The organism is Streptomyces sp. NPDC051561, from assembly GCF_044454195.1.
GTDB lineage: Bacteria > Actinomycetota > Actinomycetes > Streptomycetales > Streptomycetaceae > Streptomyces.
Genome location: NZ_JBITDM010000004.1, coordinates 263771 through 278050, shown reverse-complemented (window position 1 = coordinate 278050; position 14280 = coordinate 263771). Strand labels below are relative to the sequence as shown.

Annotated in this window: 17 protein-coding genes; 7 read left to right on the top strand and 10 right to left on the bottom strand. The window is 68.9% G+C overall.

Annotated elements, in window-relative coordinates:
* Window positions 1-24: 24 nt before the first annotated feature.
* Window positions 25-219 carry a hypothetical protein gene (locus tag ACIA73_RS12250; protein WP_399438349.1) on the bottom strand — a complete coding sequence of 65 codons (195 nt, stop codon included), beginning with the start codon at window positions 217-219 and terminating at the stop codon, window positions 25-27.
* 291 nt (window positions 220-510) lie between these two features.
* Between ACIA73_RS12250 and ACIA73_RS12245 the strand changes: the two genes are divergently transcribed.
* Window positions 511-1713, top strand: coding sequence for a glycosyltransferase family 39 protein (locus ACIA73_RS12245; protein ID WP_399438348.1), 1203 nt, complete (start codon window positions 511-513; stop codon window positions 1711-1713).
* Window positions 1714-1781: 68 nt separating this feature from the next.
* On the opposite strand, the gene ACIA73_RS12240 is transcribed toward ACIA73_RS12245, so the two are convergent.
* The 4 genes from ACIA73_RS12240 to clpB all read right to left on the bottom strand — a co-directional run bounded on the left by ACIA73_RS12240 (window position 1782) and on the right by clpB (window position 7055).
* Complete coding sequence (locus tag ACIA73_RS12240) at window positions 1782-2180, bottom strand: thiol-disulfide oxidoreductase DCC family protein (protein ID WP_399438347.1); 399 nt, start codon at window positions 2178-2180, stop codon at window positions 1782-1784.
* Between the two features lie 233 nt (window positions 2181-2413).
* A complete protein-coding gene (locus ACIA73_RS12235) occupies window positions 2414-3523 on the bottom strand; it encodes an alpha/beta hydrolase (RefSeq protein ID WP_399438346.1) in 1110 nt (369 codons plus the stop codon).
* Window positions 3524-3738: 215 nt separating this feature from the next.
* Window positions 3739-4281, bottom strand: a complete 543-nt coding sequence (locus ACIA73_RS12230) for a YbjN domain-containing protein (protein ID WP_399438345.1) — start codon at window positions 4279-4281, stop codon at window positions 3739-3741.
* A gap of 134 nt (window positions 4282-4415) precedes the next feature.
* Window positions 4416-7055: an ATP-dependent chaperone ClpB gene (gene clpB, locus ACIA73_RS12225; RefSeq protein WP_399438344.1), complete on the bottom strand. Its 2640-nt coding sequence runs from the start codon at window positions 7053-7055 to the stop codon at window positions 4416-4418.
* Between the two features lie 161 nt (window positions 7056-7216).
* Between clpB and ACIA73_RS12220 the strand changes: the two genes are divergently transcribed.
* Both ACIA73_RS12220 and ACIA73_RS12215 read left to right on the top strand, forming a co-directional pair.
* Window positions 7217-7621: a pyridoxamine 5'-phosphate oxidase family protein gene (locus ACIA73_RS12220; protein WP_399438343.1), complete on the top strand. Its 405-nt coding sequence runs from the start codon at window positions 7217-7219 to the stop codon at window positions 7619-7621.
* A gap of 80 nt (window positions 7622-7701) precedes the next feature.
* Window positions 7702-8187 (top strand): MarR family winged helix-turn-helix transcriptional regulator, encoded by a 486-nt coding sequence (locus tag ACIA73_RS12215; RefSeq protein WP_399438341.1) that lies wholly within the window; start codon window positions 7702-7704, stop codon window positions 8185-8187.
* Between the two features lie 143 nt (window positions 8188-8330).
* Here the strand turns inward: ACIA73_RS12215 and ACIA73_RS12210 are convergent, their stop codons facing one another.
* Both ACIA73_RS12210 and ACIA73_RS12205 read right to left on the bottom strand, forming a co-directional pair.
* On the bottom strand, window positions 8331-8732 hold the full coding sequence (locus ACIA73_RS12210) for a hypothetical protein (protein ID WP_399438583.1): 402 nt from the start codon (window positions 8730-8732) through the stop codon (window positions 8331-8333).
* Between the two features lies 1 nt (window position 8733).
* Window positions 8734-8892 carry a hypothetical protein gene (locus ACIA73_RS12205; protein WP_399438340.1) on the bottom strand — a complete coding sequence of 53 codons (159 nt, stop codon included), beginning with the start codon at window positions 8890-8892 and terminating at the stop codon, window positions 8734-8736.
* 154 nt (window positions 8893-9046) lie between these two features.
* Between ACIA73_RS12205 and ACIA73_RS12200 the strand changes: the two genes are divergently transcribed.
* The 3 genes from ACIA73_RS12200 to ACIA73_RS12190 all read left to right on the top strand — a co-directional run bounded on the left by ACIA73_RS12200 (window position 9047) and on the right by ACIA73_RS12190 (window position 11451).
* The gene (locus tag ACIA73_RS12200) at window positions 9047-10024 is read left to right on the top strand and encodes a helix-turn-helix transcriptional regulator (protein ID WP_399438339.1); all 978 of its coding nucleotides are present in this window, start codon (window positions 9047-9049) and stop codon (window positions 10022-10024) included.
* Between the two features lie 37 nt (window positions 10025-10061).
* A complete protein-coding gene (locus tag ACIA73_RS12195; protein WP_399438338.1) occupies window positions 10062-10739 on the top strand; it encodes a helix-turn-helix transcriptional regulator in 678 nt (225 codons plus the stop codon).
* A gap of 118 nt (window positions 10740-10857) precedes the next feature.
* The gene (locus tag ACIA73_RS12190; protein WP_399438337.1) at window positions 10858-11451 is read left to right on the top strand and encodes a hypothetical protein; all 594 of its coding nucleotides are present in this window, start codon (window positions 10858-10860) and stop codon (window positions 11449-11451) included.
* On the opposite strand, the gene ACIA73_RS12185 is transcribed toward ACIA73_RS12190, so the two are convergent.
* The 3 genes from ACIA73_RS12185 to ACIA73_RS12175 are packed head-to-tail and all read right to left on the bottom strand — an operon-like array spanning window position 11441 to window position 13172.
* Entirely contained in the window at window positions 11441-11830 is a 390-nt protein-coding gene (locus ACIA73_RS12185) for a hypothetical protein (protein WP_399438336.1), read from the bottom strand. The two genes, ACIA73_RS12190 and ACIA73_RS12185, sit on opposite strands and share 11 nt — an antisense overlap.
* 11 nt (window positions 11831-11841) lie before the next feature.
* Complete coding sequence (locus ACIA73_RS12180; RefSeq protein WP_399438335.1) at window positions 11842-12681, bottom strand: hypothetical protein; 840 nt, start codon at window positions 12679-12681, stop codon at window positions 11842-11844.
* 50 nt (window positions 12682-12731) lie between these two features.
* Complete coding sequence (locus tag ACIA73_RS12175; protein WP_399438334.1) at window positions 12732-13172, bottom strand: ATP-binding protein; 441 nt, start codon at window positions 13170-13172, stop codon at window positions 12732-12734.
* Window positions 13173-13391: 219 nt separating this feature from the next.
* Here ACIA73_RS12175 and ACIA73_RS12170 point away from each other — a divergent pair, with 219 nt between their 5' ends.
* Complete coding sequence (locus ACIA73_RS12170) at window positions 13392-14273, top strand: helix-turn-helix domain-containing protein (RefSeq protein ID WP_399438333.1); 882 nt, start codon at window positions 13392-13394, stop codon at window positions 14271-14273.
* Window positions 14274-14280 lie beyond the last annotated feature (7 nt).

Genomic DNA, 14280 nt, shown 5'->3' with positions numbered 1-14280 from the left:
CTCCCTGCAAGTGCCTTGCGGTACCTACTGCTTGGCCCGCTTGAGGGCCGCACCGGCGAACCCGGCGCTCACCACTATCCCGAGGCCCGCGACGGCCATCACGACGGTACGGACCGTGCCGTCGAAGACGGTCATGCCGACGGCGAGGGCGATGACGAGCAGGGCCATCGCCAGGACGGGCTTGCTGATTTCCTGGCCGGTGCTTCCGGTGCTGGACATGGTGGTGCTCTCCCCTGATGTTCCGCCGCGGCCTCGCCAGCGGCGTGACCTGCGGCTTTGGTGGTGCAGTCGGCTGCATCCTATGCATCGCCAAGAGGTATGTCCCGTGGCGCAAAAGGTGTCCGGGCGGACACAAGGGGCCTACGGGGTCGGGCAATTGGACCCCGTACGCTTCCCGGTACACCAGCGGCCGTTTCACGTGAAACATCGCGTTTCACGTGAAACATCGCCCGGCCTCGACCTCGACCCTGGTCTTGGCCCTGTCCCTGACCCCGCGCCCGGAGGTAGCCCGTGTCCGTCGACGCCGCCGCAGTCGACACCCCGGTCATACCCGCCACCCGGGCCGCTCCCCCTCCGTCGGCGCTCCGGCGCGCGGCTCCCGCCCTCGCACTCTTCACGGCGGCCCGCCTGACCGGCATGGCGCTGATGGCGCTCTGGGCCTGGCACCTGGGCAAGTCGCCGCTCCATCTGCTCGGCCAGTCCTGGGACTCGATCTGGTACACCCGCATCGCCACCGACGGGTACGGCCACACCGCCGTCCTCGAAGGCGGCAAGGTCATCCAGAGCGACCTGGCCTTCTTCCCGCTCTACCCGGCGCTGATACGGGCCGTCTCCGCCGTCCTGCCCCTCTCCCCCGGCGGCGCGGGACTGCTGATTTCCTGGACCGCCGCGCTCGCCGCCGCCTGGGGCATCTTCGCGGTCGTCGACCGGTTGCACGGCCGCCGCATCGCCATACTCGCGGTGCTCCTGTGGGGCCTGCTGCCGCACTCCGTGGTGCTGTCGATGGCGTACACAGAACCGCTGCTCGTCGCCCTCGCGGCCTGGTCCCTGTACGCGGTACTGACCCGGCGCTGGCTGTGGGCGGGCGCGCTGGCCGCCCTGGCCGGACTCTCCCGGCCCAATGCGGTCGCGCTGGTCGCGGCGGTGGTGGCCGCGGCGGGCTGGGAGATCGTACGGGGGCGGAGACGGAAGCAGCCGGAGTGGCCGGGATGGCAGGTGTGGGCCGGGGCGGCGCTGGCACCGGTGGGCTGGGCGGCGTACGTCCTGTACGTCGGCGTGCGCAAGGGAGATCCACTGGGCGGGTACTTCACGGTGCAGGCCGGGTGGTCTTCCAAGTTCGACTTCGGCAGCGGCACCCTGGGCGTCCTGCGGCGGCTGGTCAGCAGGCCGGAAGAGTTCGGCTCCCCCATCGCAATGGTCATCCTCTTCGTTTCCCTGCTGCTGCTCGCCCTGCTCCTCTGCGATGCCGAGTCCCGCCCACCGCTGCCCCTGCTGGTCTATGCGGGGGTCCTGGTGCTGATCACGGTCGGCGGCGCCGGCTACTTCGAGTCCAAGCCACGCTTCCTGCTGCCCGCGTTCCCCCTGCTGCTGCCGCTGGCCTGCGCCCTGGCGAAGGCCCGGCCGAGGGCCGCCGTCGTAGTGACCATCGCCCTGGCCGGACTGTCCATGGGCTACGGGACGTACCTGGTGACGGTGGCCCCGATGCCGATGTGAGCGGTACCCGCGTCGCAGAACGGCCCCACCCGTCCTGGACGGCGCCGGTCATGGTTCTCTCGGAACTCTCAGCGGGGCCGACGGGGGATCGCGCAGGCCGCGGTGGAGCCGGGCATCCGGTGCCGGTTGGCCGCCACCCACCGGTAGACCCGGTGTGCGGTCCAGTTGACCGGCGGCAGTCGCAGCACGAACGCCATCACACGATAGCGACGGGCCGGGGACGACCCGAGGAATCGGCTGAGTGCGTCCACCCCGCCGTGGCATGCCAACCCGCCCCGGAACAGGATGACTTCACGGTCCAGACGCTGGAGATGCGGCCGGGTCAGGTCTTCGGGGAGGGTCTGCCAGGTCACTGCCGTGATCCGGGGCCTGGCGCGATCGCGGATCTGCCGGACCGCGCTCTGGCAGAAGCCGCAGTCGCCGTCGAAGGCCAGGACGGTGTGCTGTGCGGGATCGTAGTGGTTCATGGCACGGGTTCCTCTCGTTGTGAGGAGCGGGGGTCGGACATCGGCCCTTGGAGGTGGCGGGCCACCGCTGTGTCGCCCCGGCGTCAGCCACTCCTCCAGGATCCTCTCCCCGCTCACGACCGCACACGCGACCCCGCTCACAGCCCCGCTCACGACCGCACACGCGACCCGGCTCACAGCCCCGCTCACGACCGCACACGCGACCCCGCTCACAGCCCCGCTCACAGCCCCGCTCACGGCCCCGCGATCGGTCCCTGCATGTGCTCGCTGATCCACTGGATCGAGCCCTCCGCCATGCCGCCCACATAGGTCCTGGCGTTGTGGCTGCCGTTCTGGATCACGTTCAACCGGGTTTTGACCTGGCCCTTTCCGTACTTCTCGATGAACCGCCGGACGTTCGTGACGCCCGACTCCCTGCTCCCGACCTGGAAGGCCAGGTAGACGTCCTTGCCCGGCTCCGCGGGCTCCTCGGCCAGTACGCCGGCCAGCTTCCCGGGGTCGTTGGCCGCGCGCTGGGCCTCGTGGCCCTGCCAGAGCGGGGAGTCCGGGACGGTGTCGGGGCCGGACGCGATGACCGCCTTGAACTTGTCCGGGTGCTTCAGCACCGACTTCAGGCCGACGAAGGCGCCGGACGAGGAGCCCATGAACGCCCAGCCGTCACGGGACTTGAAGGTGCGGAAGTTGGCCCGTACGAAATCGGGGACGTCCTGGGTCATCCAGGTGCCCATCTTCGGCTGCCCCGGGATGTCGCTGCCGTCGTAGTAGTGCGTGGCGTCCGGGTTCAGCACCGGCATCACCACGATGAAGGGGAGGCTCTTCTTCTCCTTGGACCACGCGGCGATGCTGCTCTGGAGCTTGAGGTCGGTGCCCATCCAGTAGTTGTTGGGGTAGCCGTTGCCGCCGGGCAGCGCGATCAGCACCGGGAAACCGCTCTGCGCGTACTTGGGGTCGAAGTACTCCTTGGGCGCCCACACCCAGACCTTGCCGGTGAACCCGGACTTCTTCCCCGCCAGGGTGGTCACCGCGATCTTGGTGCCGTCGCCTATCGAGTTCTGGGTGGTGAACTCGGCCTTGGGTCCGGTCGGCAGCAGCGTCTTGGCGACCGCCTCGGAGGGGGTCCGGCCCGGCTCGGGGTTCTTCGGGCCCGCGCCCTCCCCCGTCGGGTTCATCTGCCCGCCCGCCGCGTCGAAGGAGACCGGCTCACCCCGCTCGAACCACCCGGTGCGGTACGCCCAGGAGCCCGCCACCCCGATCCCGACGCCGAGCAGCATGCTGACCACGACCAGCAGCACCAGCCATATTCGGGACCTCCGCCGCGGGGCCGGGCCGCCAGGGTGACTCATGTGAACTCCGTTCGGATGCGCCCGGGGTGGGCGCACAGAGAGAGGCGACTTTCGCCCACTTGGTTCGCCCACCCACCCCCAACGTGCGCCATCCCACACAAACCGGACACGCCAGAACCTCAGACACGCCGGAAGCCCGGCCGAATCGGCCGGGCTTCCGTCAGTCAGCGCGGCGCGCTGCGTGCGTCAGTCAGCGCGCTGCGTGCCGCCGAGGCTCAGGCCTCGCCGTCGCCCTTGTCCTCGATGTTCGGCTCCGCGGAGTCGACGTCCTTCTCCAGGCCGAGCTGCTCGATGACCCACTTGTCGAACTCGATGGAGGCGCGGACCCAGCTCACCGTGGAGGACACGAAGTGCTCCAGGGCGACGCCGGTGCCGATCAGCATCTGCGCCTCACCGATCAGACGGACGGAGCCGTCGTCGTGGGTGTGGCTGTAGACCTTCGGCCACAGGGTGCGGCGGTTCCAGTCGTCGAGAAGTTCCAGGAGCTGGAGCTTGTCTTCGATGCTGTGCGGCCGGTCGTAGAACGTCCGTACCGAGAAGACCTCCTGGTCGTCCTCGCCGCGGAACATGAAGTACGTGCGGAATTCCTCCCACGGCGCCGCGAGGTCACCCTCGTCGTCGACGACGTACTTCAGCTCCATCTGATCGAGAAGCTGCTTGACCAGGTCCTGGTCGGGGACGACGGGGCCCGCCGGTCCCTCGGGCTGCGGTTCGGGCTGTCCCCCGAAATTCGGAATCGAGGACGGGTCGATGCTCACCGTGTATTTCCCTTCGTACGGTTCCGGTCATCCTCTCCCATCCCGGGAGGGGGATGGCAACCCCCGCAGGGTGCGATCCGCTGCGAGCTGACACATCCGCCCAGATCGCACCCCTTACCGACCACTCGTACCCGTTACAGCTTCTTCTCCACGGAGACCTCCGTCTCCTCGGGAGCCGTGCCGTCGTCCGTGACCGGACCCACGATCAGCCCGTCCTCGAACCGCTCCACCCGCACCGTGTCCCCGTCCTTGACCTCGCCCGCCAGGATCTCCTTGGCGAGCCGGTCACCGATCGCGGTCTGGATGAGGCGGCGCAGCGGCCGGGCGCCGTACGCCGGGTCGTTGCCCTCCTCGGCCAGCCACGCCAGCGCCTCGGGCGTGACGTCCAGGGTGAGCTGCCGGTCCGCGAGCCGCTTCGCCAGCCGCCCGATCTGAAGCTCGGCGATGTGCGCCAGTTCGTCCTGGTTGAGCGCCGAGAAGACCACCAGATCGTCCAGCCGGTTCAGGAACTCCGGCTTGAAGGAGGCCCGGACCACGTCCAGGACCTGCTGCTTCTTGACGTCCACGGAGGTCGTCGGGTCCATCAGATGCTGGCTGCCGAGGTTGGAGGTCAGGATCAGGATGGTGTTACGGAAGTCCACCGTCCGCCCCTGGCCGTCGGTGAGCCGCCCGTCGTCCAGGACCTGGAGCAGTACGTCGAAGACCTCCGGGTGCGCCTTCTCCACCTCGTCGAGCAGCACCACGCTGTACGGACGCCGCCGCACCGCCTCGGTGAGCTGGCCGCCCTCCTCGTACCCGACGTAGCCGGGCGGGGCGCCGACCAGCCGCGAGACGCTGTGCTTCTCGCCGTACTCCGACATGTCGATCCGGACCATGGCCCGCTCGTCGTCGAAGAGGAAGTCCGCGAGGGCCTTCGCCAGCTCGGTCTTGCCGACACCGGTGGGACCGAGGAAGAGGAAGGACCCGGTCGGACGGTCGGGGTCGGCAATGCCGGCACGGGTGCGGCGTACCGCATCCGAAACCGCCTGCACGGCCTCGCCCTGGCCGATCAGCCGCCTGCCGAGCTCCTGCTCCATCCGCAGCAGCTTCTGCGTCTCACCCTCCAGCAGCCGCCCGGCCGGAATGCCGGTCCAGGAGCCGACCACATCCGCGATGTCGTCCGGGCCGACCTCCTCCTTGACCATGGTGTCGACCTCGCGCACCTCGGCCTCGGCCTCGGCGGCCTCCTCCAGCTCCCGCTCCAGGCCCGGGATCTCCCCGTACAGCAGCTTGGAAGCCGTGTCGAAGTCACCGTCGCGCTGGGCGCGCTCGGCGGTACCCCGCAGCTCGTCGAGCTTCTCCTTCAGCTCACCGACCCGGTTGAGGCCCTGCTTCTCCTTCTCCCAGCGGGCGTTGAGGCCGCGCAGCTCCTCCTCCTTGTCGGCGAGGTCGCGGCGCAGCTTCTCCAGGCGCTGCACGGAACCGGCGTCGGTCTCGTTCTTCAGCGCCAGCTCCTCCATCTTCAGCCGGTCCACCGACCGCTGGAGCTCGTCGATCTCGACGGGCGAGGAGTCGATCTCCATGCGCAGCCGGGACGCGGCCTCGTCGACCAGGTCGATCGCCTTGTCGGGGAGGAAGCGCGACGTGATGTACCTGTCCGACAGCGTCGCCGCCGCCACCAGCGAGGAGTCCGCGATCTGCACCTTGTGGTGCGCCTCGTACCGCCCCTTGAGCCCACGCAGGATCGCGATGGTGTCCTCGACGGTCGGCTCGGCCACCAGCACCTGCTGGAAGCGCCGCTCCAGCGCCGGGTCCTTCTCGATCCGCTCGCGGTATTCGTCGAGCGTGGTCGCACCGACCATCCGCAGCTCGCCACGGGCCAGCATGGGCTTGAGCATGTTGCCCGCGTCCATGGCCGAGTCCCCGCCGGCGCCCGCACCCACCACGGTGTGCAGCTCGTCGATGAAGGTGATGATCTGGCCGTCGCTCTCCTTGATCTCGGAGAGCACGGTCTTCAGCCGCTCCTCGAACTCACCCCGGTACTTCGCACCGGCGACCATCGCCCCGAGGTCCAGCGACACCAGCTTCTTGTTCTTCAGGGACTCCGGCACGTCCCCCTTCACGATCCGCTGGGCCAGTCCCTCGACCACGGCGGTCTTGCCCACACCGGGCTCGCCGATCAGCACCGGGTTGTTCTTGGTCCTGCGCGACAGCACCTGCACCACGCGCCGGATCTCCTGGTCACGGCCGATGACCGGATCCAGCTTGCCCTCGCGCGCGGCGGCCGTGAAGTCGGTGCCGAACTTCTCCAGCGCCTTGTACTGACCCTCCGGGTCCGGAGTCGTCACCCGGCGCCCTCCCCTGCTCTTCTCGAATGCGTCGAGCAGCTTCTGCGCGCTCGCGCCCTGGTTCTTCAGTACGTCGGCGGCCTGACCGCCCTTGGCGGCGAGACCGATCAGCAGATGCTCGGTGGACAGGAACTCGTCACCCAGCTCCTTCGCCCGCTGCCCGGCGTCATTGACGACGGCCAGCAGATCACGGTTGGGCTGGGGCGGCGAGACCGTGGAGCCGGTCACGCTGGGCAGCGCTCCCAGCAGGCGCTCGGCCCCTGAACGTACCGCTACCTGATCCGCGTCGACAGCGGCCAGCAGATCGGTGATGTTCGCGTTGTCCTCGCCCTCCAGAAGGGCGAGGAGCAGGTGCGCGGGGGTCAGATCGGGGTGGCCGTCGGAGACGGCCCGATTCGTGGCCGCGTTGATCGCGTCCCGGCTCCTGTTGGTCAGCTCGGCTTCCACGTCTGCTCTCTCCTCCTCATGCGCACGGGGCTCACGCGTCCACGGCGACGGCGCTTCCCACTCCTATGACTCTGCCACTTCCTATGACTCTTCCAACGTGCACAAAGTTGAGTCTATTCCACTCAGCTTTGCCGGGGCGCGACAGGGCTAATCTGCCGGACATGGCCATCGACGTACGCGACCCGTCCCCGGAGTACCGCGCCTTCTGGACCGGGTACCACTTCTCCACTCTGACTACCCTCCGCCCGAACGGCACCCCGCACGTGGTGCCGGTGGGAGTGACCTTCGATCCCGAGGCGGGCACGGCCTGGGTCACGGCGGACGGCGGCAGCCGCAAGGTCCGCAACGTACGCGCGGGCGGCGAGGAGGGAGTGCTCGCGGCGGTGTGCCAGGTGATCGGCGCGAAGTGGGCCACGCTGGAGGGCCGGGCCCGGGTGCGCACCGAGCCGGAGATCATCGAGGAAGCGGTACGCCGCTACAGCGCCCGCTACAAGCCCGCCCGGATCAACCCGAACCGGGTGCTGATCGAGATCACCCTGGCCCGTGCAATGGGCAACGCCGGCTAGGGCTGCACCCGGCCGTCCGGGCCGACTCGTTCCCCCAAGGCGCTTGACCTCAAGTCAAGTTGAGCTTCTACGTTCTTCCCATGACCACTTCGAGCAGCACCTCAGCCCCCTTCGCCCCCTCCCACGACGACGCCGGCCTCATCGCCCAGCCCATCGGATACTGGGCCAACGCGGCCGGCCAGGCCGTCGTCCAGAACATCCGGACCGCGCTCGGCGCCCTCGGCCTGACCCAGCCCGCCTGGTGGGTCCTGCACCACCTCAGCGAGCGCCCGAAGGGCTGGGGCCGAGCGGAACTGACCGAATTCCTCAGCTACTACCCGAGCCCCGCCGATGACCTGCCCGGCGACATCGACAGCCTCGTCGCACGGGGCCTGGTCCTTCAGAACGAGGACGGGCACCTGCTGCGGACCGAGTCGGGCGCGGAGCTGTACTCCCGTGCGGCGGCGCGGCAATTGGAGCTGCGCCGCCAGGTACACGAGGGCATTCCGGACGAAGAATACGCCCGCGCCCTCAAGGTCCTTCAGCGCATGATCCACAACGTGAAGGGTGACGCGTGGCACCACTGATCCGGGCGGGCGGCCCCGGTTCACCGCTCGCGCCGCCCGGCTGGCCGGGCACAGCACAGCGGCGCCCTCGTGTTCAGGTTCACGAGGACGCCGCTGTGTGGGGGAAGCGCCTGAGGCGATCTGGTTACGACGGGGGAATCGCGTCAGGCACTGCGGGGGGTGGCTGCAACGGTCCGTGGGGCGGACCTGGGGGTGGAGCGAGGGGTGGAGAGGGGCGAGGCGGAGTGGGGGGTGGCCCGGGGACTGACCCTGCGGGCGCTCTCCGCCTCGACCAGCTGGTGGTCGCTCTGGTCCAGATTGACGAAAATGTTGCCGTACCGGATCTCGCACCGGATCGGCTGGGGCGCCCCCCGGGGCCTGCGAAGGCACCGGTAGGCCCGGACGTCCTCGTCCTGTTCACGCACGATCAGGATCGGGTCTCCGAACAGCGTCACCAGCAGCGAGTCACCGGGCTCGGGCACTGCCGAGACAAGATCGACGAGGTGCCAGCCGCCGCGAATGACCCGTGCCATCTCGCGTCTGAAGGAGGGGTCGTCCGACGGCATGTCAGGCGGCCTTGCCATGGTGGATGCCCCAGGCAACGTCGTTCGGACCACTGTTCAGCGCGGCAGAGCCCCAGGCAACGTCTCCCTGACCGTCCAGCGTGCCGCCCAGACCGGCACTGGCGCCCACGGCGAGCGCCGCGGTGAAGGCGGCTGCAAGCACTGCGCGAAGCATTCTCTTACGCATAGTCGGCTTCGTCCTTACCTGATGGTTTTCGTCGACCCCGTGTTCCAGACGATGTCTTATTCAGGCACGTCAGCACCACCGGGACGATGCATCATGTTCCTGCACGCACAGGACCTTGGGGGGTGGACGAATGGCCACTAGTGGTGCGAAAACGTCACATAATCATGGCGTGACCGAGCTGTGTGAAGAGGGCAAGCGACTCTACGCCAGCGCACTGCGCACGGGACGGCTACCTCGTGCGGAGATCGAGCCTGCCCCCTGCCTGCTGGAGTTCGCGCTTCTGCATCCCGATCCGGACGACGCCAACTGGCTGCGTCCGGTTCCCCCGCACGCCGCACTGTCGCAGCGGATCCACCCCATCGAGCGGGAAATACAGGACCGCCGCAAGATCTCCGCCGAACTGGCAGACGCGTTCGAGCCATTCATGGCTATCAGCACGCATATCCCGGCGGCCACCCATGCGATCACCGTGCTCGAAGGCATCGGCAGGATAAACGCGGCACTCGACGCCGCCATAGCCGAAAGCCAGAAGGAAGTCCTCACGATCCAGCCGGGCGGCGGCCGCAGCGAGCACCTCCTCATAGAGGCGATCCAGCGCAGCGAGCCGCTGATCAAGCGGGGTATCAGCGTGCGGACGCTGTACCAGCACACCGTCCGCCACAACCTCAACACCTATGCCTACGTGGAGCAGATGGCAGGTGCCAAGGTCGAGATACGCACCCTCGAAGAGCTCATAGGCCGGCTCATCATCTGCGACCACAACGTGGCGTTCATCCCCGCCCGCGCCGATGACGGCATGGCGCTCGAACTCCGCCACCCCGGCCTCGTCGGCTATCTCGCCAATGTCTTCGAACACCTCTGGAACCGCGCCGACCCCCTCATCGAGCCGGTCGCCTACGAGCCCACCCCCGAGGGCATCTCCGGCGTGCAGCGCTCCATCGCCAGACTCCTCGTCGAGGGGTACGTCGACGAGGCGATCGCCCGGCGCCTGGGCATGAACGTCCGCACCTGCCGCGCCCACATCGCCAAGCTCGCCGCCGCCCTCGGCAGCGGCAGCCGGGCCCAACTCGGCTACCTCATAGCCAGGTCCCACATCCTCGACGGCTGAACGCAGACGCGTACCCCCCTCGCAGAACGGATCACTTTTGATCTCGGACACCCGACCCGCGATCACCGTCCTGGAAGGACTGGGCCGCATCAACGCCGCCCTCGACATCGCCACGGCCGCGTGCCACACCGAAGTACGGACCCTCCAGCCCGGCGGGTTCCGCGACGAGTCGCAGCTCGTCGTAGCTCTGCAACGCGCGCTGCCGCTGCTCTCCCGCGGCGTGCACATGCGCACCCTCTACCAGCACACCGCCCGGCACGGTCATGGGCTGCTGGCCTACGTCGACCGGCTGCCGGCCGAGATGCTGGAGGTCCGCACCCTGGAGGAGCTGGTCGAACGCCTCATCATCTTCGACCGTGACGTCGCCTATCTCCCGGTCACCGCCGACCGGAGAACCGCCCTGGAAATCCGCGACCCCCACCTCATCGCCTACCTGGCCGGAGTCTTCGACCACCTCTGGTACGACGCCGTCCCCATGGACGAACCCCTGCCCGAGCCCCCGCCCCCCGCACACCTCCCCGCCCTCACCTCCATCCGCCGCCGCATCGCCCACCTCCTCGTCGAGGGCCACGTCGACGAAGCCATCGCCCGCCGCCTCGGCCTCCACATCCGCACCACCCGCGCCCACATCGCCAAACTCGCCGACATGTTCGGCAGCACCACCCGCGCCCAACTCGGCTACCTCATCGCCAAATCCGGCGTACTCGACACCTGACCTGCCTGCCCCCCCCCACCTGACCTGCAACCAAACCACCACCCCACGCACCCCCCCCACCCCCCGGCAGAGTCTCCCTGGGTAGCGACCAGCCCCACCCCTCCCCAAAGGCCACGGCATGACCGAACGCACCTCCTCCCCCGCTGTCCCCTCCTCTCCCTCCGCCCCCGCCAACCTCGTCAAGGACCGCGCCCCGGACCCCCAGCCGTCCCGCCCGCCCCTCGACGACACCCTCTTCGGCGCCGTCACCGTCACCGTCCAGACCCACACCCGCATCACCGTGTCCGGCCCCGGCATCCCCCGCACCACCCTGGTCCGCACCCCCGGCGACGCCGAGCCCGACGCCCACATCGCCATCGGCACCCGTGCCCCCGCCTCACTCGCCCTGACCGTCGCGGACACTCCCGCCGACATCCGCCCCGGCAAGGGCCGCTTCCGCCGCTCCACGTACCGGGTCGACGCCACCCACGACGGCACCCGCTACCGCCTCACCCCCACCTCGATCGGCACCAGCACCCTCACCCGCGACGGCGTCGCGCTGGCGGAATTCACCGCCGACGGCGACGAGACGGTCCTGGTGGACTGGCGCGAGGACGCCACCCCGCACCCCGTGGACGCCTCCCTCGGCTACGCCCTCGCGGCGGCGTACGGCACCGGCGGCCAGCCGATGTGGCTGACCCTGATCGACGTCATCACGGACTTCATCCCCTGACCCGGGCCGGGCAGTTCCCCGGAACCGCGGACCCTTGCTCGTCCGTTCCCGCAGGCATGACCCGCACCTTGCCCGCCGGAACAGGAAAGCTCTCCTGGGTACTGGGATCCCACAGCGTCAACTTTCCGTCCACAGCTCCGAATGAGGCGTACACCTTGTTCGGCTCCAGAAGCTGCCCCTCGAACGGGAGCGTATGCAGCGGTACGACGGGGGTGACGCACACGGGCTTCGGCGCCAGCCCCAAGTACGACGCCGGGACACGGTGGGCGGTCAGATCCGCCCTGGCCCGGCCGCCCGCCTCGGACGACGGCTCGACCACCAAGTACACCCAGGTCAACAGCCCGGCCAGGACACAGAAGAAGGCGATGACCGGAGTCACCTTCCGATCCATCAGCCACGGTCGGTAGTGCCTGAAATAGCCCCAGACAGCGAGGAACCCACCAGGGTCAGACCGAAGAAGCCTCCGCAGAGCGACGCGGTCGCGACGCATACGTAGCGGGGGCGAGCGGGCTCCAGGAAGACAAAGCGCCGGAAGCAGATCCACCACGCAGCACAGAGCAGCAGAAGCGGCAGCAGCGACCCGGTCGCCGCCCAGGGGCCGCAGGCACCGGCCGCCAACGCGGCGGCGAGACCCTGGAAGAACGATCTCCCGGCCACCACACTGCCCCGACGCACCACACCGTCGTTATCGGACTCGCTGAGAGGGTACGGCGGCCGCAGCGACTGATCTTCCGCGACCGTGGTCCGAGCGACCGCGTGGGAGCCCCACCGCACGCCACCGGTGTCCCGGAAGCCCATACGACGAGCCTGATTGGAGGCCTTCCGTTTGACCCGGTCCCCCAGCCCTTCGCCCCCCGCCCGCTCCTTGGGCGGGTCACACACGAACCAGACGGGTGCCTGCTCGTGGTCCTTCCAGAGAGGGTCCGCCTCCAACGGCTGCAGCGCCAGACCAGCTTCCGCTGCCAGGCCGTTGACCATCTGTCCGGCCACACGGCCCGAGCGGCGTGGCCGACCCTCGGGGACGGCGAGTTCGAGCACGTACCGCGCGCTGCGTTCCTCCACCGGGTGGAAGACTGCCGGGTCAGGACGACTGGTGATCTTCCACCGGCGCTCCTCGAAGAGCGCTTCAGCGATCTCGCGGTGCCGCTGCGTACCGGTCAGGTCAACTTTGACTCTCACCGAGTGGACATGGGGGCGTGGTTGTTCACCTGTCGGGTTCATGCGTGCCATGGTGCCGAAACGACCGGGGAGGGCCTTCCGGCCCCCTTTTCGAGGGCCTCTCACCCCGCCAGCTCGAACCACACCCCCTTCGCGTAGCGCCCGCCCCGGTCCGCCGCCACCCCCCACGCGTCCGCCGTCCCGGCCACCAGGGCCAGCCCTCTCCCCCAGCACGCCTCGTCGTCCATCGGCGGCAGCTCGCGCAGCGCCACGGGCGTCGGATCCTCGTCGTACACGCTGATGCGGACACTCGCGGGCCCGACCTGAACGTGGAGCATGGCGGTTCCCTTCGTGTGCAGGTGGACATTGGTGACCAGCTCCGAGGTGCACAGCACCGCCGGAGTGACGGCCTCGCTCCATCCGAGCGTGAGCAGGACGACGCGCACGAAGTCACGGCAGATCTTGGGCGACAGCTCATCCGCATCGGAGAACAGGCTGTAGGAGTAGGCCAGTTGGGGTGCCCGGTGGGCGGCGGTGCGGTTCATCGGTATCCGTTCCTCCATGGGGAGTTGGGTACGCACCACCGCGATGGCAATGCCCGCCGCGCCGGCCGGGTGCACTTTCGTCTTACGGGTACGGGGAACCAGGGCGACCTCACAGGGTGACTGCCGCAACACCTACGGTAGAGACTGTGGGTTCTCATGCGCAACCAGAACTAGGGTGCGAGTGGACCAACTCCCGCGCTCCGTGCAGACTTTGGCCGTACCGGCGAGGAGAGAGCCTTGGGACTGCGCACCACCATCAGTGAACGTCAGCGACGCTTGGGGCATGAGCTCAAGCGGCTGCGCGAGGCCGCCAATCTGACGGCCGGTGAGGCCGCCGCACGAATCGGCATGGGCCGTGGCCAGCTGAGCCACATCGAGCTGGGTCGGACCTCGATCCTGACTCCGCGCCTGCGCGAGCTGTGCACCGTGTACGGGATCGAAAGCGAGCCCTATATCGAGGCGCTGGTAGGCATTTCGGAGTCGACCGGCAAGGGGTGGTGGAGCGACTACCGGAACCGGATCGGCCCCGGCGCGCTCGATCTGGCCGAGCTGGAGTCGACCGCCACTCAACTCCGCTCGCACGAATCGCTGTTCGTCCCCGGCCTGTTCCAGACCGAGGCCTATGTGCGCGCCATCCTCAGCAGCGCCAGGCCGACCCGGGGGAGCGTCGACGACGCGGTGGCCTTCCGCATGGACCGGCAACGGATCCTCCGCGCCGACAACCCGCCCTCCGTGCACGCGGTCATCCACGAAGCAGCGCTGCACATGCGGTTCGGCGGGCCGGCCGTGATGCGCGCACAACTGCTGCACCTCGTTGAGTTGGCGCAGTTGCCCCAAGTGACCATCCAGGTCTTCCCGTTCGAGGCCGCCGCCTATGCCGCGTACACGGGAAACTTCCTCTACTCGTCACCTGCGGTGCCGGAACTGAGCACGGTGCTGCTGGAGCACCCCATTGCTTCGATGCACCTGTCGGACGCTGCACACCTTGCCCAGTACGACAGCCTGTTCGATGCTCTTACCGGGCACGCGCTCGCGCCGATCGACGCGAGCACAGCCCCTGCCTCACACGAGGCCAAGGACTCGCTGGCCCTCATCCAGCACCTCCTGTACACGCTCTAGAGAGGCC

Bases quoted from the DNA above. Each gene is read 5' to 3' on its own strand.
- ACIA73_RS12250 (WP_399438349.1), bottom strand. From the start codon at position 219: ATGTCCAGCACCGGAAGCACCGGCCAGGAAATCAGCAAGCCCGTCCTG.
- ACIA73_RS12240 (WP_399438347.1), bottom strand. From the start codon at position 2,180: ATGAACCACTACGATCCCGCACAGCACACCGTCCTGGCCTTCGACGGC.
- ACIA73_RS12235 (WP_399438346.1), bottom strand. From the start codon at position 3,523: ATGAGTCACCCTGGCGGCCCGGCCCCGCGGCGGAGGTCCCGAATATGG.
- ACIA73_RS12220 (WP_399438343.1), top strand. From the start codon at position 7,217: ATGGCCATCGACGTACGCGACCCGTCCCCGGAGTACCGCGCCTTCTGG.
- ACIA73_RS12215 (WP_399438341.1), top strand. From the start codon at position 7,702: ATGACCACTTCGAGCAGCACCTCAGCCCCCTTCGCCCCCTCCCACGAC.
- ACIA73_RS12210 (WP_399438583.1), bottom strand. From the start codon at position 8,732: ATGCCGTCGGACGACCCCTCCTTCAGACGCGAGATGGCACGGGTCATT.
- ACIA73_RS12200 (WP_399438339.1), top strand. From the start codon at position 9,047: ATGGCCACTAGTGGTGCGAAAACGTCACATAATCATGGCGTGACCGAG.
- ACIA73_RS12190 (WP_399438337.1), top strand. From the start codon at position 10,858: ATGACCGAACGCACCTCCTCCCCCGCTGTCCCCTCCTCTCCCTCCGCC.
- ACIA73_RS12180 (WP_399438335.1), bottom strand. From the start codon at position 12,681: ATGGCACGCATGAACCCGACAGGTGAACAACCACGCCCCCATGTCCAC.
- ACIA73_RS12175 (WP_399438334.1), bottom strand. From the start codon at position 13,172: ATGGAGGAACGGATACCGATGAACCGCACCGCCGCCCACCGGGCACCC.